The 19,254-nt window shown below is 41.3% G+C and carries 18 protein-coding genes; 15 read left to right on the top strand and 3 right to left on the bottom strand.

Annotated features, from left to right (window positions below; translation table 11 throughout):
• Nucleotide 1 precedes the first annotated feature (1 nt).
• Nucleotides 2-1,501 (bottom strand): HD domain-containing protein, encoded by a 1,500-nt coding sequence (locus AC4E92_RS01385; RefSeq protein WP_490238786.1) that lies wholly within the window; start codon nucleotides 1,499-1,501, stop codon nucleotides 2-4.
• A 70-nt stretch (nucleotides 1,502-1,571) separates the two neighbouring features.
• Here AC4E92_RS01385 and AC4E92_RS01380 point away from each other — a divergent pair, with 70 nt between their 5' ends.
• The 15 genes from AC4E92_RS01380 (at nucleotide 1,572) to AC4E92_RS01310 (ending at nucleotide 16,475) form a co-directional block, all read left to right on the top strand.
• Complete coding sequence (locus AC4E92_RS01380) at nucleotides 1,572-2,210, top strand: TIGR03936 family radical SAM-associated protein (protein ID WP_490238785.1); 639 nt, start codon at nucleotides 1,572-1,574, stop codon at nucleotides 2,208-2,210.
• On the top strand, nucleotides 2,192-2,566 hold the full coding sequence (locus AC4E92_RS01375) for a response regulator transcription factor (RefSeq protein ID WP_490238784.1): 375 nt from the start codon (nucleotides 2,192-2,194) through the stop codon (nucleotides 2,564-2,566). Before AC4E92_RS01380 ends, AC4E92_RS01375 begins: the two co-directional genes overlap by 19 nt.
• The gene (locus AC4E92_RS01370; RefSeq protein WP_490238783.1) at nucleotides 2,556-3,920 is read left to right on the top strand and encodes a PP2C family protein-serine/threonine phosphatase; all 1,365 of its coding nucleotides are present in this window, start codon (nucleotides 2,556-2,558) and stop codon (nucleotides 3,918-3,920) included. Before AC4E92_RS01375 ends, AC4E92_RS01370 begins: the two co-directional genes overlap by 11 nt.
• A gap of 11 nt (nucleotides 3,921-3,931) precedes the next feature.
• Nucleotides 3,932-4,693, top strand: coding sequence for a YebC/PmpR family DNA-binding transcriptional regulator (locus AC4E92_RS01365; protein ID WP_490238782.1), 762 nt, complete (start codon nucleotides 3,932-3,934; stop codon nucleotides 4,691-4,693).
• Entirely contained in the window at nucleotides 4,690-5,457 is a 768-nt protein-coding gene (locus AC4E92_RS01360; protein WP_490238781.1) for a hypothetical protein, read from the top strand. The genes AC4E92_RS01365 and AC4E92_RS01360 overlap by 4 nt, the downstream gene beginning before the upstream one ends.
• Nucleotides 5,426-6,241: a CheR family methyltransferase gene (locus tag AC4E92_RS01355; protein WP_490238780.1), complete on the top strand. Its 816-nt coding sequence runs from the start codon at nucleotides 5,426-5,428 to the stop codon at nucleotides 6,239-6,241. Before AC4E92_RS01360 ends, AC4E92_RS01355 begins: the two co-directional genes overlap by 32 nt.
• A gap of 1 nt (nucleotide 6,242) precedes the next feature.
• Nucleotides 6,243-6,686 carry a signal peptidase II gene (lspA, locus tag AC4E92_RS01350; protein ID WP_490238779.1) on the top strand — a complete coding sequence of 148 codons (444 nt, stop codon included), beginning with the start codon at nucleotides 6,243-6,245 and terminating at the stop codon, nucleotides 6,684-6,686.
• Nucleotides 6,661-7,578, top strand: coding sequence for an RluA family pseudouridine synthase (locus AC4E92_RS01345; protein WP_490238778.1), 918 nt, complete (start codon nucleotides 6,661-6,663; stop codon nucleotides 7,576-7,578). Before lspA ends, AC4E92_RS01345 begins: the two co-directional genes overlap by 26 nt.
• Nucleotides 7,579-7,619: 41 nt before the next feature.
• Nucleotides 7,620-10,103 carry a helix-hairpin-helix domain-containing protein gene (locus AC4E92_RS01340; RefSeq protein WP_490238777.1) on the top strand — a complete coding sequence of 828 codons (2,484 nt, stop codon included), beginning with the start codon at nucleotides 7,620-7,622 and terminating at the stop codon, nucleotides 10,101-10,103.
• A gap of 98 nt (nucleotides 10,104-10,201) precedes the next feature.
• Entirely contained in the window at nucleotides 10,202-11,125 is a 924-nt protein-coding gene (locus AC4E92_RS01335) for a nucleoside hydrolase (protein ID WP_490238776.1), read from the top strand.
• Between the two features lie 3 nt (nucleotides 11,126-11,128).
• Nucleotides 11,129-11,878 (top strand): nucleoside phosphorylase, encoded by a 750-nt coding sequence (locus AC4E92_RS01330; protein WP_490238775.1) that lies wholly within the window; start codon nucleotides 11,129-11,131, stop codon nucleotides 11,876-11,878.
• Nucleotides 11,875-12,939: a BMP family ABC transporter substrate-binding protein gene (locus AC4E92_RS01325; protein ID WP_490238774.1), complete on the top strand. Its 1,065-nt coding sequence runs from the start codon at nucleotides 11,875-11,877 to the stop codon at nucleotides 12,937-12,939. The genes AC4E92_RS01330 and AC4E92_RS01325 overlap by 4 nt, the downstream gene beginning before the upstream one ends.
• A 35-nt stretch (nucleotides 12,940-12,974) precedes the next feature.
• Nucleotides 12,975-14,522 (top strand): ABC transporter ATP-binding protein, encoded by a 1,548-nt coding sequence (locus tag AC4E92_RS01320; RefSeq protein WP_490238773.1) that lies wholly within the window; start codon nucleotides 12,975-12,977, stop codon nucleotides 14,520-14,522.
• Entirely contained in the window at nucleotides 14,519-15,568 is a 1,050-nt protein-coding gene (locus AC4E92_RS01315; RefSeq protein WP_490238772.1) for an ABC transporter permease, read from the top strand. Before AC4E92_RS01320 ends, AC4E92_RS01315 begins: the two co-directional genes overlap by 4 nt.
• Nucleotides 15,561-16,475, top strand: coding sequence for an ABC transporter permease (locus AC4E92_RS01310; protein WP_490238771.1), 915 nt, complete (start codon nucleotides 15,561-15,563; stop codon nucleotides 16,473-16,475). Before AC4E92_RS01315 ends, AC4E92_RS01310 begins: the two co-directional genes overlap by 8 nt.
• Here the strand turns inward: AC4E92_RS01310 and AC4E92_RS01305 are convergent.
• Nucleotides 16,455-17,144 carry a pseudouridine synthase gene (locus tag AC4E92_RS01305; protein ID WP_490238770.1) on the bottom strand — a complete coding sequence of 230 codons (690 nt, stop codon included), beginning with the start codon at nucleotides 17,142-17,144 and terminating at the stop codon, nucleotides 16,455-16,457. The genes AC4E92_RS01310 and AC4E92_RS01305 overlap by 21 nt on opposite strands.
• Nucleotides 17,095-19,161: an efflux RND transporter permease subunit gene (locus tag AC4E92_RS01300; RefSeq protein WP_490238769.1), complete on the bottom strand. Its 2,067-nt coding sequence runs from the start codon at nucleotides 19,159-19,161 to the stop codon at nucleotides 17,095-17,097. The genes AC4E92_RS01305 and AC4E92_RS01300 overlap by 50 nt, the downstream gene beginning before the upstream one ends.
• Nucleotides 19,162-19,254: the final 93 nt, after the last annotated feature.

The raw sequence follows: 19,254 nt of genomic DNA, 5'->3' as shown, positions 1-19,254 counted from the left end.
TTCACCACCTTGTTGTCAACTCCATTCCTGTTTTAGGCACAATGCCATACTTTTTGAGAATCTGGCGAACATCTTCAGTTACATAAACTCTCACTATCTGAACCAGATTGTTAGCCATTAATCGATAAGCTGGATATTCTTTGAGAAATTCATCCAGGGAGAAAACCTCATCCTTCGAAGGATCATACAGATAAACATTGCTCTTGAGAAATTCATCTGGATGCACGAGTGAAAGTTTGTACGGCGTGTCTGTCTTAAAGATCTCTTCAAAATCGTCCAGAATCCTTCTCAGTTCTTTTCTGTCCTCTTCTGGAATCTGTGAGGACTGCAACAGGTTTTCTAACTTCAATCTGATCTTTTGAAGTGTATCTGCTACAACACCTTTACTCATAATCGACGGATCGATACCCACAGCCGAAAAAGTGATCTCAGCAATCAGTTTCCACAAATCTCTCTTTTCAAAACGCCTCAGCAGTTTGTAGGCTTCTATCAAATAATATTCGTCTTCTTCTAAATCGATTTTCCCGCTTAAAAGATCTTCTTCATTTGCATTATATCTCTGCAATATATTTTCAAACTCCAGTTTTATCTGTGCAAAGATGAATTGATCTGTTAAGTCAAGGAACTTTTGAAGATCGTTCACTTTCTCAGAGAGTTTGAGTGGTTTGTAGATCAAAGAAAGCATTTGCTGAATCATCAAATCTGCTGCTCTTGAGGTCTTGTGAAAATACACATTTTTGTACATCATGAACCTGCCAAAAAGGCTTGTATAGATTTGATCCAGAACTTTGGCATGATAACATAAAATCCTGTGACCATCTTTTTCTTTGATGAACGAATTTCTTATGATTCTATCCACAGCTCCTACTCCAAAATGGGTTGTCCCACTGTAGTAAGAGTCACGCAAAAGAAAATCAAGCCTGTCAGCACCAAGAGGTCCCTGAACGACATTGTACTCAACTGTTCCCGATTCTTCTCCTTTGAAAATTTCATCAACCAAATACATCAATCTTAAAAAAGAGTCTTCATTGACGACATCAATTTTCAGCGTTTCAGAAAGGTCTTCAGCAACAGCTTTCTTCATCCTGGGATCAGATATTCTCTGGTATGATCTCATCATTTCAGATGGCATCAGTTCAAGTAGAATTCTTTTTCTGTACTCGTCATGACCATCCTTGAATCCCATTCTCGCGTACACGACATCGTCGAACTGGTGGCTGAAAGGACCGTGACCAATATCGTGCAGCAAACCTGCCAGTCGAACGATCCTTCTGGTTGCGTGATCTTCAAAAAGTCTCATCCCATAAAGACCACAGATATGCATAACGCCGAGCGAATGAGCAAATCTGGTGTGTGTTGCTCCGGGGTACACAAGTTCTGCACCGACAAGCTGGGAAAGATATCTCAATCTCTGCACAGGTCTTGTATCAATCGCTAAAATCTCTAAGGGATACAGAAATATCTCCGAATGTATGGGATCTCTCGATACTTTGTAATACAAGAAATATCACCTCTTTTCAATTCTGAAGAAATTATAGTATAATTTCCCAGTCAAGAGCACAGGAGGTAAAATGTACGCGGTTGTAAAGTATAAAAAATACGGTCTTATGAGGTTTTTATCGGCAATAGAAACATCGAATGCGATTGAGAGAAATATCCGTCGCGCCGGGTTACCTTTTGAACTGAGCAAAGGTTTCCATCAAAAAATTAAAATCTCGTACTTAGACCCAATGCCAACTGGTGTTGTAAATCTCGCACTTTATGCGAGAATCGAGTTGCAGTATAAAGCTGAAGAAACATTAGAAAAACTCAGAAAAACCTGCGTGTATCAACTGTACCCATACAGAATCTGGTGGACTGATTTGAATCCAAACAAAGTTGTAACAGGTTATGCATTTAGAATATTCATTCCACACAGGTGTGTCGATCTTTCCAGATATGATCCGAATAAGATAATACATGTAACTGAGAAATCAAAATCTGGTTCGATCAGTGATTTTTTTGAAAACGTGGAATTCAACTTTCAGGGTGAATTTGTTGTGATAAGATACATACAGCAAAGAAACAAACTCGTTCGTTCACGGTACCTGTACGAACCAATTCTGATTCAAAAGGATTGCTTCACACTAATTCAATGTGTGGAGGCGATCTGTGATGGGAAAGAACTCTCGGCGCTTTTGGAGGAATCTGCGTGGGCTATAGAGTATTAGTCGTTGACGATTCAGAAGTCCTAAGAAAAATTGTGAGCTTTAACCTCACTCGAGAAGGTTATCAGGTTGATGAAGCAAAAGACGGGAGAGAAGCCCTTGAGAAATTGCGTCAGATCAAACCGGATCTTGTCATACTTGACATAATGATGCCATACGTTGATGGCTTTGAGGTTCTCAGAAGTATGCGGAAAGACCCAGAACTTTCTCATATTCCCGTAATAATGCTGACTGCAAAAGGCGGTGAAGATGATCCGAAAACAGCACTCGAACTTGGTGCGAACGGTTTTCTCACCAAGCCTTTCAGTCCGCTGAAGCTCCTTGAAGAAGTTCGCAGGGTGATACAACGTGGAACATGAAATCAAGCAAGTTTATGAAAAGATCTCAAAAGCTGTGAACCTGCCGCCATATCAAGGCATGGCAAGTTTGAAGGATATAATCACAGCTATTGATAAAATACTGTCAGAGCTGAATGAACATCGCAAAGAATATGCAAAATTACTTGAAGAACATATCGAAGAGTTATCAAAAACCTATCAGGAGATCTCAACGCTTTTTGAGTTAAATAACGTTTTCACCAATGTGGTTGAGCCATCTGAAGGTCTTGAACCACTTGTAGAGTTACTTAGACAGACTATACCATTTTCAGGTATTCTCATTGAACTGAATGTCGCTGATAGACAGATAAAACACGAGAAAATCTTCGAACTTGACAAGGAAACTTTTCAGAAAGCAAAACAACTGATCAGAATGGATGATGACAGTATCGTTTTAATAGAACCAACTCACAATTATTTTGTTCGGAACCTGCTGTCTGTTCCCATAAAAAGCGGTAAATCTCTGTGGGGAAGAATAACTCTGATCGAAAGAACTCCTGACATGTTCACGGCAGCTGACAGAAAGATCCTTGAGGCTGCGGCTCAGCAGTTGTCTTCGATATGTGAAAGGTACATGAGGTTAAAACGAGAAGTGGAAAGGCAGAGGCTCAAAGAGCAACTCGAAATAGCCAGGCAAATACAAATGAGGCTTTTCCCAAGAAAATTACCAAATCTCAGTTACGTTGATATAAGTGCTGACACGGTACCAGCCATTCAGGTTGGAGGAGATTATTACGACATACTGATCAGAGAAAAACGGGTTTTTGTTACCGTGGCAGATGTATCTGGAAAGGGTATTCCAGCGGCTTTGATGATGACTTCGTTGCGAAGTGCTCTGAGAACACTTTCTAATAGCGTTGACAGTGTATCAAAGCTTGCCGAACAGCTTAACAATGTACTGTGTGAAGATCTCGAAGAAGACAGGTTTGTAACAATGGTTTTACTCTGCTTACATTGCGATGGCACACTTCAGCTTGTAAACGCCGGACACAATCCGGTGTTATTGCTGAGTCAGGACAAAATCAGCACTTTTGAGGCAGAAAATTTACCGCTTGGTATAATGAAAGACACGAATTTCAACACATCTGAATTGAAAATGAAGCCGGGAGATATCCTGGTTGCTTATACAGATGGCGTCGTTGAAGCTCGTGATATTCATGGTAATGAATATGGGTTTGAAAGATTGTGCAAACGAATTTTTGAGTCAAGGCACTGTGATGTTGCTCAAATTCTCCAGAGCGTGAAAAATGACCTTGAAAATTTCTCAGGTGAAAGCCCGAGGCATGACGATACAACCATAACGGTGATAAAATATCTTGGAGATAATTCTTCTTAGGAGGGAAGAAAATGTCTGGTCACAACAAATGGGCGAATATTAAACATCGAAAGATGGCTCAAGATGCAAAACGTTCTCAGATGTTCACCAAACTGATCAGGGAACTGATCGTCGCAGCTCGCGAAGGTGGAGGAGATCCGGAAACAAATCCAAGGCTGAGGACGGCAATCGAAAAAGCAAAAGAGGCAAACATGCCAAAAGACAACATCGAAAAGGCTATCAAGCGCGGTACAGGTGAGCTTGAAGGAGTAGATTATCAGGAGATCATCTACGAGGCTTACGGTCCTGCAGGTGTGGCACTGTATATACGCGCCCTGACCGATAACAAAAACAGAACTGCGCAGGAATTGAGGCACATTCTGAGCCGACACGGTGGAAGCCTTGCCGATCTTGGTGCGGTAAGCTGGATCTTCGAGAGAAAGGGAATCATCAATGTGCCGCGCGATCAGGTCGCTAACGTCGAAGAGGTAGTTATGCTGGCAATTGATGCCGGTGCAGAGGATATCAGCGACCAGGAAGATCCGATAAGGATAGTCACATCGTCCGAGAATATGATGGCGGTCAAAGAAGCACTTGAAAAAAACGGCTACAGAGTTGACGCCAGCATATCTTACATCCCAAAAAATACCGTTCAGGTTACTGGAAAGGATGCAGAAAGAGTACTTGCACTGTTGAATGCACTTGAAGATATGGACGATGTGCAAGATGTGTATTCAAACTTTGAAATGGACGATGCAGAAATGGAGGCAATACTTTCACAAATGAATCAATGAAAGGTTTTCTGCTTTTCTATTTGACAGTACCGGTCTATTTTTTAGCTGCCGTGGTAAACTTTGACACTGCCCTTGGCAGCTATTATTGGTTTGGCGTGACAGTTTCTCCGCACGTTGAATTTTGGCGTGTACAGGCAGATCTCGGATTCAGTTTGGCAGTTCTTGAAGACGAATCAAATTTGAAAGTTTTGCCAATTTATGAACCATTTGATAATCTGAAATATTTTTCGTTGAACCTTGGCGATGCAGGAGCCAGATATGTCGTACCATACAGTGGCTGGTTGAGTTACAGTAACCTTGATTATCAAAATCACACGCTCAGCTTCTGGTGGTTCAATGGCTCTATGGGATTTGTTTTGCAGGATAAATATTCCTTATTCTTCAAGGTTCCATATTTTTCTATCTGTGTTGACAGTACTGGTGGCTATCACCTTGGAATTGCTGTGAAATTCTCTGGTTTACAGATAGAACCTTTTACATCCAATTACGGTTATGGATTGGGATTAACACTGGATAAATTTTCTGCCTTTTTCATACCAAACATGGGCTTTAGAATCGGTCTTGGATTAGACAGACTTTTTTTCTTCGGACAGTATCTTGCAGGTAAAACAGACATAGGATTTGGCTGGTTCAACAAAGATGAATGGATTTTGATGACAGACAAATCTTTCGACGTCAGAAAAAAGATGGATCAGATTTATCTGATATTCCATTTTCAAAAGGAGCGGTGGTATGCAGGACTATCTTTCCCAATTTTCTGGTGAACTCCCGATGGAGGATTTTCAGTGGTTTATCAAAGAAGTTCACAGATATTTCGGATTGGACTTATCGGGCTACAAACCCCACAGAGTGAAGCGCAGAATAGAAATACTCATAAAAAAATACAGGCTGTCTTCTTTTCAGGAATATTTGAAATTTTTGCTTTCAAACCCGGCTGCCAAGGAAGAATTTCTCGACAAACTCACGATAAATGTGACAGAATTTTTCAGAAACCCGGAAAAGTGGTGGGAACTACGCGACAGATATTTGCCTGAGCTTCTTTCTGTGAGTAAAGGAAGGTTCAGAGCGTGGAGTGCAGGCTGTGCAAGCGGTGAAGAACCATATTCTCTGGCTATTTTACTTGAGGAACTGAAAGCCCCATTGGGCGCATCGATACTCGCAACAGATCTGGACGAAAGAGCACTTGAAGAAGCAAAAGAAGGTTTGTATGAAGCAAGATCTATGGTAAGTACTCCAAAATCCTATCTTGACAGATATTTTGAATTACTCGACGGTACTTACAGGATAAAAGATTTTGTAAAGAAAAGAGTTGAGTTCAAAAAGCACAACATGCTTCAGGATCCTTTCCCCAGTTCAATTGATCTGATAATCTGCAGGAATGTGGTGATATACTTTGAAGCCTCTGCAAAAGACCAGCTTTACAGGAATTTCGTGAAGGCTCTGAGACTTGGCGGCATCTTATTTGTCGGGAGCACGGAGAGAATTTTCGACTATGCAGAAATAGGTCTGAAGATAGTCAGTCCGTTCTTCTATCAGAGGGTGAAGTAAGGTGTTCTGGGTGACACTGGTCGTTTTGATGGATCAGTTTTCGAAAATGCTGATAGAAAAGTTTTTGTTTCAACCTTTCTTTGTCATTCCAGGAGTTTTGTGGTTTACCTACACCAGAAACACCGGTATAGTTTTCGGTCTGTTCTCAAGATCGCCTTGGGTGTTGTGGGTAACTCTTGCCGTGACGCTCCTTCTTTCGTTGGCTTTTGATTTCATAAAAAGTTCGGCTCTTACAAAAATCGGCCTGCAGATGATCGTTGGTGGAGCAATCGGCAATATCGTCGATAGGTTCAGGTTTGGCTATGTTGTTGATTTCATAAACCTGAGGTACTTTCCAGCCATTTTCAACGTTGCCGATCTTTTCATCACACTCGGTGGCATACTGATATTTTTGAGTCTCTTGATGGGGGAGAAGAGTCTTGGAAATAAAGGTGAACAAGGGTGAACAAGAGCAAAGACTCGATCTTTTCCTGCTGCAGAAGATCCCCGCAAAAATCTCAAGGAATTTTGTGCAAAAAGCCATAAAAGAAGGAAAGGTAAAAGTCAACGGTAAGCCACAAAAACCAAGTTACAGAGTGAAGATAAAAGATGTGATATTCATACCAGATCCCGAACCAGCCGTGGTTCCCTCAATTGAGCCAGAACCAATACAGCTTCAGATACTTTACGAGGATTCTGATTTGATAGTGATAAACAAACCAGCAGGCATGATAGTTCACCCTATCCCTTCGCATACAAGCGGGACACTTGTAAACGCATTGCTATATCATTGTAAAGACCTACAGGGGATTGGCGGGGAATTGAGGCCTGGTATTGTTCACAGGCTGGATAAAGATACCTCCGGAGTCATGGTTGTTGCGAAAAACGATCTGTCCCATAGAAGTCTTTCACAGCAATTCAAAGATCGGAAAGTTTCCAAGATGTACCTCGCTCTGGTTAGAGGTAAGATAGATGAACCACAGGGAGAGATCAAAGTATCCTTAGCACGCCACCCGGTTCTGAGAACAAAGATGGCTGTGAATGTATCTGGCAGAACTGCAATAACATTCTACAGAGTTTTGAAATACTTCGATGACAGAGCATCCTTGGTGGCAGTTTATCCCAAAACAGGACGTACTCACCAGATAAGAGTGCACATGAAATACATAGGTCATCCGATTTTAGGAGATAAACTCTACGGCAGTAGCTGTGATGCGCCCCGTCAGATGTTACATGCTGCAAAACTTGGTTTTTACCATCCAAGGACTGATGAATGGCTCAGTTTCAATGCTCCTGTACCCGATGATTTCAAAAAACTCATCGTTGAGTTGAATTTTCAAGCCGCAAAGATAACATGATACCAGCCATTGTCACTCCATATTCTTTTGATGGTTCGATTTTGAGAATTGAACAGGTTATCCAGAAAGCTTGTGAATCTGGCTTGAAATCTCTGCTAATTGCAGACAAAAATTTTCACAGTGCTGTGATTTTCAACAGTATTTGCAGAGAGAAAGGGTTGATACCTGTTCATGGATTGAGAATAGGGGAAAAGATCTTCTATGCGAAAAATCGCATGGAATTTGATGAACTCGTAAATGCATACAACCAAGGAAGAGAACCAAAAACCGACTGGTTGCCTGTTAATTCCGTGAAGTTGATTTACTACCTTGAAAACTCTCAATGCGATGCCCATGAAATAATGTGTCAACTGCTTTCAGTTAAAAGCAATCCGCAGGCATCCTTTGAAGGAAAGTTTGAAGATGTAGCCACATCACTTGGCTGTGAGATGTACGATTTACATGTAAACATGAAATTCCCCCAACCACAGAAATTCTGGTTAAGAAGTTTTCTGGACAAAATAGAACCCAGATACAAAGAGAGGTTTGAAAAAGAACTACAGGTAATCGAAAAACTGAATTTTGAGCCATATTTTTACACGGTGAAAAAAATCGTCGACATTGCAAAATCCTTGGATATCTGTGTTGGTCCTGGTCGTGGCAGTGCAGTGGGATCTGTCGTTTCCTATATACTGGGAATCACGAAGATCGATCCACTGAGATACAATCTGTTGTTTGAAAGATTCTTGAATGAATACCGTCAAAAGATGCCAGATATAGACATAGATGTCGAGGATGAAAAACGTGCTCTTTTAATCGAAAAACTTGCCCAGGAATTTGCCTTTGTAGCTCAAATTTCTACATTTTCAACGCTATCTTTAAAATCTCTGCAAAATGAATCGAAAAGGCTGGGGATAAAGATATCACCAAAGATAATCGATCTAATCAGCAAATTACCCTTTCACAGGAGCACGCACGCAGCCGGTATTGTCATAGCAGATTCCAGTATGTGTTTACCTGTCGTGCCAGGCACAAAACCCGCTTTACTCGAGTACGATATGGATTCTCTTGATAGGATTGGTGTCACGAAAATAGATGTTTTGGGTCTGGCGACTCTATCACTTTTATGTAAACTGAAAAAGTCCATCGGTCTCAAACAGATTCCGATCGATGATTCTTCGGCTTATAGAGACATCTCGACTGGCAGGACACATGGCATTTTTCAGTTGGAACGTTTATCGGTGCGAAGCCTATGTAGGCAGATCAGACCACAGAACATCGAAGAGCTTTCAGATCTGCTTGCGATGAACAGACCTGGACCATTACTCGCCAAACTGAATGAACTTTATTCTGAGAGAAAACGTGGCTGTGGTGAATCCAGTCAGTTTTTTAAAGAAACCTTTGGTGTGATGATATACCAGGAACAGTTGATGAAAATCGCCGTGGAGCTGGCTGGAATGACACCTGATGAATCAGATCTTTTCAGAAGTGCTATCTCGCAGAAAGATGCGATCGCCATGAAAGATGCTGCAGAACAGTTCAGGTACAAAGCAATGAGCAGAGGATACGATAAATCTGTGATAGAACAACTTATAGAAACTATACTCAGGTTCTCATCTTATGGTTTTAACAGATCTCACAGCATTGCCTACGCGCATATAAGTTATGAACTTGCTTATATAAAACACCATTTTCCAAAAGAATTTTTCACACATTATCTCAAAGAACACTTCAACGACAAAGACAAAATCTTTCTCTCAGTCCAGGAACTTCGTTCACTTGGCTTTCGAATAAGATGTCCTTCGGTCAACCCGATTGAATTACAGGAAAATGAATTTCAGCTACCGATTCAAGTAATAACAGGTGTGAGCAACTCTATCGCCGATGCGTGTACTCTTAAAGGTCCCTTTTCAAGTATCGATGATTTTGCAAGAAAGGTTCCTGTACCTACTTTGACTCTACAGAAACTGGTATTCGCGGGGGCTTTTGATTGTATATATTCCAGTCGTGAAGAATCGATAAAAGCCTTCAATGCGTACCAGAAAGGATACGATCCAACCTTAATTGAAATATCATCGATCTTTGGAACACACCGTGAGGAAAAACCTATAAAATTAAACCAAAAAGACATCGCGGCACTTGAAGAGCAAGCCTATGGTTTTCCCCTGACGCCTTTGCAGGTTTCTTTGAGCAGTACATTTGCTCCTGTGAGCGAAGTTTTCACAAGTGCAAGAATATTACCGGTAGCGGTACTGGCTGATTCCAATTTTGTCAGCGATGGCAAGACGATAACACGAATAAAGGGTAATTTGTCTGATGGAGAATATGTTTGTATTTTGAAACCGGATGGATCGATCGAGGCATATCATGACCTGTCAAAAGTAGACTCAGCCGTTTATGAGGTAAAAGGTTGTTTTGATCAAATGGATTTTGAACCTGCTTCAAACAAAGAAACCACTGAGGTTAGACTCACTGGTAGGAAAGTCTATATCGATTCAGCAAGACCGTTGATCGATAATTACAAAATAAAGATTGTCTTCAAGTAACTAAATCAGGTTGGATTGTTCCAATTTGAAACACAATTTGGACAACCACTATGGTAGAATTTCAAAGAAAACGCTGCAAAAAAGAGTGAGGTGTTACTATGCGTGTTATCCTTGATTGTGATCCTGGCCATGACGATGCTTTTGCCATTTTACTGGCTGCGGCTTGCAAAGAGATTGAGCTACTCGGTGTAACGACTGTTGTGGGAAATTCCTATCTGGAAAACACATCAAAAAATGCACGAACAATTTTAGATCTTTTTGATATAGATGTTCCTGTCTTTGCCGGATGTGGCAGACCGCTTTTCAGAGATATCGTTGTGGCACCGGACATACATGGCAAATCGGGGCTTGAAGGTGCACAGCTTCCTGCGGCAAAACGTCCTATTGAAAAAATTCACGCCGTTGATTTCATAGCCCAAATGCTGGAAAAATATTCAGACATCATCTTGGTTCCGACGGGACCTTTGACCAATATCGCACTTTTCATGATCCGTTATCCGCATTTGATTAAACGAATAAATTCGATTGTTTTGATGGGTGGTTCAATTGCATTCGGCAATGTTACGCCCGTTGCAGAGTTCAATATATTTGCCGATCCAGAAGCTGCAAAGATAGTATTCAATTCAGATGTTCCAATAGTCATGGCACCGCTGGATGTCACTCACAAGGTAATAGTCACAGAAAAAGAAGTAAACAGAATGAGACAGTTAGGTCCAAAATTCGACCTTCTGGCAGATCTTCTTGTATTTTTCAAATCCACGTACAAAAAGGTTTTTGGTATAGAAGGAGTGCCACTGCACGATCCATGTACTGTTATGTATCTTCTGCATCCGGAGATTTTCCAGGTCAGAGATTATCATGTTGATATTGAAACAAAGGGAGAGCTGACCTACGGACAGACAGTCGTAGACATATGGCGAACAACTGGAAAGAATCCGAATGCCAGAATCATGTTGAACGCAGACAGTTCAAAGTTCTTTGACATCTTCTTTGAAAAACTCAGTCTGTTGAAGGAGGTTTGATCTATGGTTGATCCCAGATATCACATAAGGGTGAAACCCGAAGATGTTGGAAAGTATGTCATCGTTGTTGGTGACAGGGGTAGAGTAGAGCGTGTAGCAAAGTACTTTGAAAACGCGGTGAAAGTGGCAGATAATCGAGAGTACCTGACCTATACCGGTTATTTGAAAGGCGAAAAGGTGAGCGTCATGTCAACCGGCATGGGTGCACCTGCCATGGCAATAGGTATCGAAGAACTCTCAACGACGAATGCAAGATTCGTGATACGGGTTGGTACGACAGGAGCCCTTCAGAAGAATTTGAAACTCGGAGACAGCATAATCGTGAATGCGGCTGTCAGATTAGATGGCACAACATCTCAATACATAATTCCTGAATATCCTGCCGTTGCGGATTTTCAAGTTGTCGATGCACTTGTAAAAGCGGCAAAAGATGTCAAAAATCCTTTTCATGTCGGTACAGTTCTCTCAACCGATTCGTACTATGGAAGGAATTTTGACCCACAAAAGCATGATTATCTTGAAAAGCAGTTGATAAAGGCAGGAGTTCTTGCCGTAGAAATGGAGATAGGAGCACTCTACGTAGTTGGTGGCATAAAACACTTAAAAACAGGCGCAGTCTTAACTGTCAGAGAAGAAATAATCGATGAAGGATACATACAGGCTGGTGAAAAATTCGAAATGGGTCTGGAAAATTCAATCAAGATAGCCGTCAGGGCTATAGAAATCCTGATTGAGGGAGGTGCTGGTAGGTGAGAAAATTACTGGTTCTGCTGCTTGCTGGATTAATGCTGATGAGTTTTGCGAAACCTCTGAAGGTAGCACTGCTTTTGAATGGAAATCTTGGAGACAAGTCCTTTTTTGATTCTGCCGGAAGAGGCTTGGAAATGGCTATCAAACAACTCGGAATTCAGGGAAAGATCATCGAAGCTTCTTACAAACAGGAAAACTGGAGACCGTACCTGGAAGACCTTTCTGATCAAGATTACGACATAATCATCGTTGGAACCTGGCAAATGCAGGAAATTCTCGAAGAAGTAGCCCCACTGAACCCAGACAAAAAATACTTCATTTTCGACACATCGGTCGATTACTCCAAACCCGGATTAAACAATGTTTACTCCATACTCTACAAACAAAATGAAGGTTCTTTCCTTGTAGGAGCTCTTGCGGCTTTGATCACAACTTCTGGAATGCCAAAAACCAATCCAGAACCAGTCATCGGTTTTCTCGGTGGTATGGATATTCCAGTTATAAATGACTTTTTGGTTGGTTACATCGAAGGTGCAAAGTATATAAATCCCAACATAAAAGTTCTCATATCCTATGTTGGAAGTTTCAACGATCCCGCAAAAGGTAAAGAATTGAGCCTTGCCATGTACCGTCAGGGAGCAGATATCATCTTCAACGTTGCCGGAAACACGGGAATAGGGTTGCTGGAAGCCGCAAAAGAAGCTGACCGCTGGGCAATAGGTGTCGATTCTGACCAGGCACTGATCTACGAAAGTACAGACATAGAAATAGCTAAAAGGATAGTAACATCTATGATGAAAAATGTCGATATTTCCATACTCAGAGGCATCAAATTGCACATGGAAGGTAAACTCACTTACGGTAAAGCAGAGGCACTTGGAATATCAGAAGGTGGCGTTGGAGTGGCAGATAACAAATATTACAGAGAATTGGTACCGGAGCAATTCCGCAACAAGATCAAGGAAATAGAAGACAAGATCACAAAAGGTGAGATCAAAGTTAGTACAATTTTTGGCATGTCTCAAGATGATTTGAACAAGTTGAGAATGAGCGTGAAACCCTGAGGGAGCATCTGCTCCCTCTTTCTGGTGGGGAGAAGATGAAGGCAATCGAAGCCATTGACATCACAAAGATTTATCCAAATGGTGTCGTTGCAAACAAAAATGTGAATGTTTCAATCAATCAAGGCGAAGTCCATGCAATAGTCGGTGAAAATGGTGCTGGGAAAACCACACTCATGAAGATCTTCTTTGGCATCGAAAAACCCACGAGTGGCGAGATAAGAGTCTTCGGTAAAACAGTTCATATAAATTCACCCAAGGAAGCCATTGCCCTTGGAATAGGCATGGTGCATCAACATTTCATGCTCGTCCCGTCATTCAGTGTGGTTGAGAACATCATGCTGGGTATAGAACCAAGAAAAAGGTTTTTCTCAGCCGACTTTAAAAAGATGGAGAATATAATTTCTGAATACGCCAGAAGTTTGAACTTCGAGATTCCACTGTGGGAAAAAGTTTTAGATCTGCCGGTTGGTGTGAAGCAGAGAATAGAGATTTTGAAAGCACTCGTGAGGGGTGCAAAGATACTGATACTCGATGAACCTTCGTCAGTTCTGACACCGCAGGAAGTGAATGACCTGTTCGAGGTGCTCAGAAGATTGATCAAAAATGGTTTAACAGTTATCTTTATAACACACAAACTGAATGAAGTTAAACAGATAGCCGACAGAATAACAGTGATGCGCAACGCACAGGTTGTTGGAACTTATGAAAACAAAGATCTCACCGAAACTGATATCGTTGAACTCATGATCGGAAGAAAATTTGAATATGACATAAAAAGAGAACTGAGAGAACCCGGGGAAATTTTGTTAACTGTGAAGGACCTGAATTATTTTCGTGAAGATGGTGCCCATGTTCTTAAAAATATCACTTTTTCTTTGAGAGCCGGGGAAATACTGGCTATAGCAGGACTTGAAGGTAACGGTCAGAAAGAACTGGTCGAAATATTAACCGGTTTGAGAGAAAAAGCCACTGGTCAGATCCTATTGAACAACAGCAATATACTCGGTGCATACCCCTGGAAGATCAGACAGGCTGGTATTTCTCACATTCCAGAGGACAGAGTTGAGGTGGGATGTGCACTTGACCTATCCATTGCAGAAAACCTGATATCAGATAGATTTCACACAAAACCCTATTCCGGTAAACTGTTTTATAAAAAGAAAACCGCAACTGATTTTGCCAGCAGGATGATAAAGGAATTCAACATCAGAGCAAAAAGTCCAGCGACAATGGTCAGAATGCTTTCCGGTGGAAATATGCAAAAAGTTGTCGTTGCCCGCGAGATGACCAATTCTTCAAAAATAGTAATAGCGAATCAACCTACTCACGGTATAGATGTTGCTTCAAGTGAATTCATTCGCAAAAAACTCATCCAGATAAGAAATGAAGGCAAAGGAGTGCTTCTCATATCGACCGATTTACAGGAGGTACTTCAGATCGCAGACAGAATACTCATCCTTTACAAAGGTGAAATAGTTGCACATTTGAGAAATCAAAATCTCACCGAAACAGATTTAGGATATTACATGCTCGGCGCAAAAAGGCAGAGCGATGATCAGATAAAGGAGTCTGTGAGTTTATGAAAAGAACACTTGTACTTCTGGAATTGATAAGGTTTGTCATAACTGTTGGGATAGCACTTTTGATCGGTTATTGTTTTTTACTCTTCAGCACAGATGAACCTATACAAGCTTTTAAACTTTTTCTGACAGGACCATTGACGACACAGAGACGGTTTTTCGAATTTCTCAACAACGCAGTCCCACTCATGATGACTGGGTTAGCGCTTTCTGTGGTTTTTCAAGCCAAGGTATTCAACATAGGAGCTGAAGGACAGTTGTTCTTTGGCGCATTCGGTGCAATGGTTTTCGCTCTGAATTTTCCCCAGATTTCATGGCTACACTTGATCATCACTCTGATTGGAGCTGCTCTGTTTGGTTCTATCTGGGCTTTTGTTCCGGCTATTTTGAGGGCAAAGTGGAAAGCAAGTGAGCTGGTCTCGTCGCTGATGATGAACTACATTTCGTATTTTCTCGTTCTGTTCCTGGTCAACAACTATTTTCGCGATAAAACGGCAGGCGCTCTTGTCTCGCACAAATTTCCACAAACTGCATGGTTGTCGACTTTAACAAAGTACAGGTTGAATTCTGGTCTTTTCATAGCCATCGGTCTGTCAGTTCTGGTGGGTTTACTACTTTACAGAACAAAGTGGGGATATAAGATAAGAGTCGTGGGAGCCAACAAAAAATTTGGACTTTACAGCGGCATCAAAACCATGAGTGTTATCTTCTGGGTACAGATTCTTTCGGGGGCAATAGCCGGTCTTGCAGGCGGAATAGAACTGGCGGCAATGTACAGAAGGTTTGTGTGGCAATCATTACCAGGTTATGGTTTTGACGGCATCATAGTGGCAATACTGGCACGAAATAACCCGTTCCTCGTCATACCGAGCGCACTGTTTATTGCATATCTGAGAATAGGTGCCAATATCATGGGCAGAACAACCGGAGTGGCTCCAGAAATAGTTGTAGTTCTTCAAAGCCTGATGATTCTTTTGATTACAGCAGAAGCTCTGCTGGAAAGGTTTAAGCAAAAAGCTGTTGCTAAAGAGGCGATGAAAGGTGATTGACCTTCTCAACCCTGAATTTTGGTACAGTGTCATTAGAGTTTCTACACCACTTTTATTCGGTGTCATGGCGGCGCTTGTCAGTTCAATAACCGGAACCATAAACATAGGGATCGAGGGTATGATGCTGATGTCTGCCTTTTGGAGTACGATAGTGGCTTCATTCTCTCACAACGCTTGGATAGGGCTTTTGATGGGCATTGCTTCATCTACAGTACTTGCGATGATACTTGCTTATTTTCATCTGAAACTGAAAACAGATCTGGTCATAGGTGGTGTGGCTTTGAATTTACTCTCGTCTGGTCTGACCGTTTTCTTGCTTTACGCGATCACAGGTGATAAGGGATCATCTGCATCGTTGAGAAGCTTCACCATACCAAAGGTTGACATTTTGTTTTTGAAAGACATCCCATTCATTGGAAGAGTTTTGAGTGGACATAACGCTTTGACTTATATAGCGATAATATCTGTTCTGGTTGTCAACTATCTGGTCAAGAGCACTCCATTGGGTATCAGGATGAGGTCTGTTGGTGAGAATCCGGATGCGGCTGTCTCGGTGGGTATTTCGGTGAACAGGATGAAATTTCTCTCCCTTGTTCTGAGCGGAATCTTTGCCGGTTTTGGTGGAGCATTTCTGTCAATGGGTTATGTCTCGTGGTTTGCAAGAGATATGACTTCAGGCAGAGGATTCATCTCAATCGCCGCTCAAGCCCTTGGAGGAAATTCTGCCCTGTTTGGTGCTTTCGGTGCCTTGCTGTTCGGTATAGCAGAAACAATCGGCATTACCTTACAATCGCTGAGGATACCCTCAGAGATCACCAACATGTTGCCATTCATACTCACAGTTATAGTGCTTGTAATTTATGCAAGATCAAAGATCAGATCACATTCACGAATTCAAGAGCAGTGAATTGATTTCCTTTTCAGAAAGTTCGCGAAAATCTCCGGGCTTGAGACTGCCAAGTTCGATCGTGCCAATTCTTATTCTCTGTATCCTTGAATACTTCAGATCCAGAAAGTTCATCATCTTTTTTACCTGATGGTATTTACCTTCAGTGATAACAAGGCTCAACACGCCGGGTTGAACATATTTCAAAACGGCTGGCTTGAACTGTTCGCCTTTGATCTTCAAACCTTTTTCGACAAGCTCTATCTTCTGGTCAGTGAGCTCTCCCTCGAACCACACAAGGTATTCTTTCTGAATGTGTTTTTTCGGACTTATTATTTTGTGTATAAAGTCACCGTCGTTTGATAAAATCAGCAAACCTTCAACATCTTTATCCAATCTACCTGCGACTTGAAGCTCATTTAAGTACGGATGGTCGATCAGATCGTATACAGAAGCTTGATCTTCAGTTCTGTCGCTCACATAACCGGCGGGTTTGTTGAAAATCAGGTAAATTTTTCGGTGTGGGACGACGATCTTTCCCCTTAACTCAACGACGTCTTTTTCAGAAACATGAAATCCCTCGTCTTTGATCTGTACACCGTTCACACTGACCAGTCCAGATCTTATGAACTTTTTAACCTCACTTCTTGTACCCATCTTCGCGTTTGAAAGAAACCTGTCCAGTCTCAAGTTTTCTCACCATCTTTTGTATTATCAGCGGCTGAGAGAATATCGTAAAAGATACACCAAAAGCTATCCCAAGTACGAGAAGTATCGATACATTTCTGAAAAGTGCAAGTCTTGAAAGTGACATAACCATAAAACCTGCAATCAAACCGAGTGCATTGGTGAGAACCGGCATACCAATGTTTTCGATTGACTTTGATATGTCCTTGGTTGTCTTCAAATCGTGTGCCAAATGTATGGAATAATCCACCACAAGACCGACCAGTATGCTTGCGACAATAGATGTTGCGATATCCAGCCTGAGCCTCATGAGGTAAATAAAAATGAAATTGAAAATTGCCGTCAACAGAACCGGTATCACTATGAGAGCTGAAAATTCGATACTTTTGAAGGCAATGACAATAGAAGCAAAGATCAGAATTAAAGATGTAATAAGGCTTTGAATCTGGCTTTTCAATATCTGGGAATTTATCTGATCTACGATAAACGATGCACTTGCTATCGTGAATCTGTATTCATTGTAATTTTTCAGCTCTTCATATAATGCTTTTTTGATCTTTCCAGCCTGCATGTATGCTTCATCGGTTATATTTGCGACTATTCTTATCGTCTTCCCGTCAGCCACAAAGTAATTTATAGCAGGTTGAACGCGTGCCAGTAATGCGAGAGTTGGAACTGGGTATGAAATTGGGAATTGAACTGAGGCGACACCATTTATACTGCTCACCTGTTCGAGTATTTGTTTGATGTTCTGTGTATCTTTGACTGTGAAAAAACTGTCCTTCTCTATCATTATGTAGACTGGTTCGCGGTAGGAGAATTGTTCACTGAGAATCCTCAAAGCCTGACCAACCTGACTGTTTCTGGAAAAATACGAAGCCTGATCCATCCCGATCTTTATTCGAGGAAAAACAAAGGGTGAAATTATGCAAATAACGGCGACAGCAAAGATCAGAATCTTGCCAAAAACTCCACCGTTTATTTTCAAAGAAAAGGTTCTTGCATACTCCTTTTTTTCATCATAAAAAAGTTCATATCCAGCCGTGAAGAGAATTAAAAAGATCAGTGAAAGACCGGATGAAACCATCAAACCAAGTTGCCTGAAAGCTGTTATTTTCACAAACAGAAAAGACAAAAAACCCACAGCGGTTGTGAACATCGAAAAAAAGATCGGTCTGAACATCTTTTTTCTAACATCTCTACCAAAGCGAACTATTCCATTGTAAAAATGCAGTCCGTAAGCAGAACCTATAACAAGCAGAAAACTGACACACATAACCGTCATGACGTTGAGCTCAACACCAACGATCGCTGAAAAACCATAAACAATGATGGTTGCAATCAGAGGAATAACAAGGGATAAAACACTTGCTTTTAAAGAACGTGTTTGAATCCAGAAAACCACAAGAATTGCCAGGAACATCAACGACGGATATAACAGCATCTGTCTTATAATCTCGTTGAACAGATGATCGTTTATGACCATCTGCCCAAAGACAAGAGGCGACATGGTCTGGTAATTTTTCAGTACATTATCGATCCTTCTAAGAACAGGTTTTGAATCATCCACAGGTGTGAGTATACAGTTCAAAAGCAAATACCTGCCGTCTTTTGAAATGAATGATTTCGCCTGAGGATCTTCTAAAATTTGTTCGCTGAGAGTGGTGCCGTTGAAATACGGTACCTTAAATGGGTAGTTCAGAGCACTCAGAACGGTTTTGATACCTTCCACTTTTGACAGATCATTTTGCAGATCGACGACCTTCATGATCTGATCTGACTGGAAAAATGTCCTGTCTGAGTGCAGTATCACAACTACCTGTGTTCCGTCGGAGAATTTTTTAGAAACATCCAGAAGATTTCTCAAATCCTGGTTTTCAATCTGCTCAAGTGTAGCGCCAGGAGTGTATCCTGGCAGGAAAACAACATAATCGGCGTTTATCTTTCCCTTAAAAAAAGCGGCAAGACCAAAGATAAACGCAAGAGCTAAGAAGATAACTGTCAATCTGTATCTTTTCATGTTATTCCTCCAGATCTTGGAGTCGATTTTACTGAGATTATATAGTTAAAAATTTTAACGATCAAGATATTTTATCAATAAGATACAGTGACA

Origin of the sequence: Pseudothermotoga sp. (genome assembly GCF_031962025.1) — a bacterium.
In the GTDB taxonomy this organism is placed as follows: domain Bacteria; phylum Thermotogota; class Thermotogae; order Thermotogales; family DSM-5069; genus Pseudothermotoga_B.
The sequence above is the reverse complement of the archived record's forward strand: the minus strand, read 5'-3'. Positions and strand labels throughout refer to the sequence as shown.

Coding starts and splice junctions, on each gene's coding strand:
- AC4E92_RS01380 (WP_490238785.1), top strand. CDS start 1,572: ATGTACGCGGTTGTAAAGTATAAAAAATACGGTCTTATGAGGTTTTTA.
- AC4E92_RS01365 (WP_490238782.1), top strand. CDS start 3,932: ATGTCTGGTCACAACAAATGGGCGAATATTAAACATCGAAAGATGGCT.
- AC4E92_RS01360 (WP_490238781.1), top strand. CDS start 4,690: ATGAAAGGTTTTCTGCTTTTCTATTTGACAGTACCGGTCTATTTTTTA.
- AC4E92_RS01355 (WP_490238780.1), top strand. CDS start 5,426: ATGCAGGACTATCTTTCCCAATTTTCTGGTGAACTCCCGATGGAGGAT.
- AC4E92_RS01335 (WP_490238776.1), top strand. CDS start 10,202: ATGCGTGTTATCCTTGATTGTGATCCTGGCCATGACGATGCTTTTGCC.
- AC4E92_RS01330 (WP_490238775.1), top strand. CDS start 11,129: ATGGTTGATCCCAGATATCACATAAGGGTGAAACCCGAAGATGTTGGA.
- AC4E92_RS01320 (WP_490238773.1), top strand. CDS start 12,975: ATGAAGGCAATCGAAGCCATTGACATCACAAAGATTTATCCAAATGGT.
- AC4E92_RS01315 (WP_490238772.1), top strand. CDS start 14,519: ATGAAAAGAACACTTGTACTTCTGGAATTGATAAGGTTTGTCATAACT.
- AC4E92_RS01300 (WP_490238769.1), bottom strand. CDS start 19,161: ATGAAAAGATACAGATTGACAGTTATCTTCTTAGCTCTTGCGTTTATC.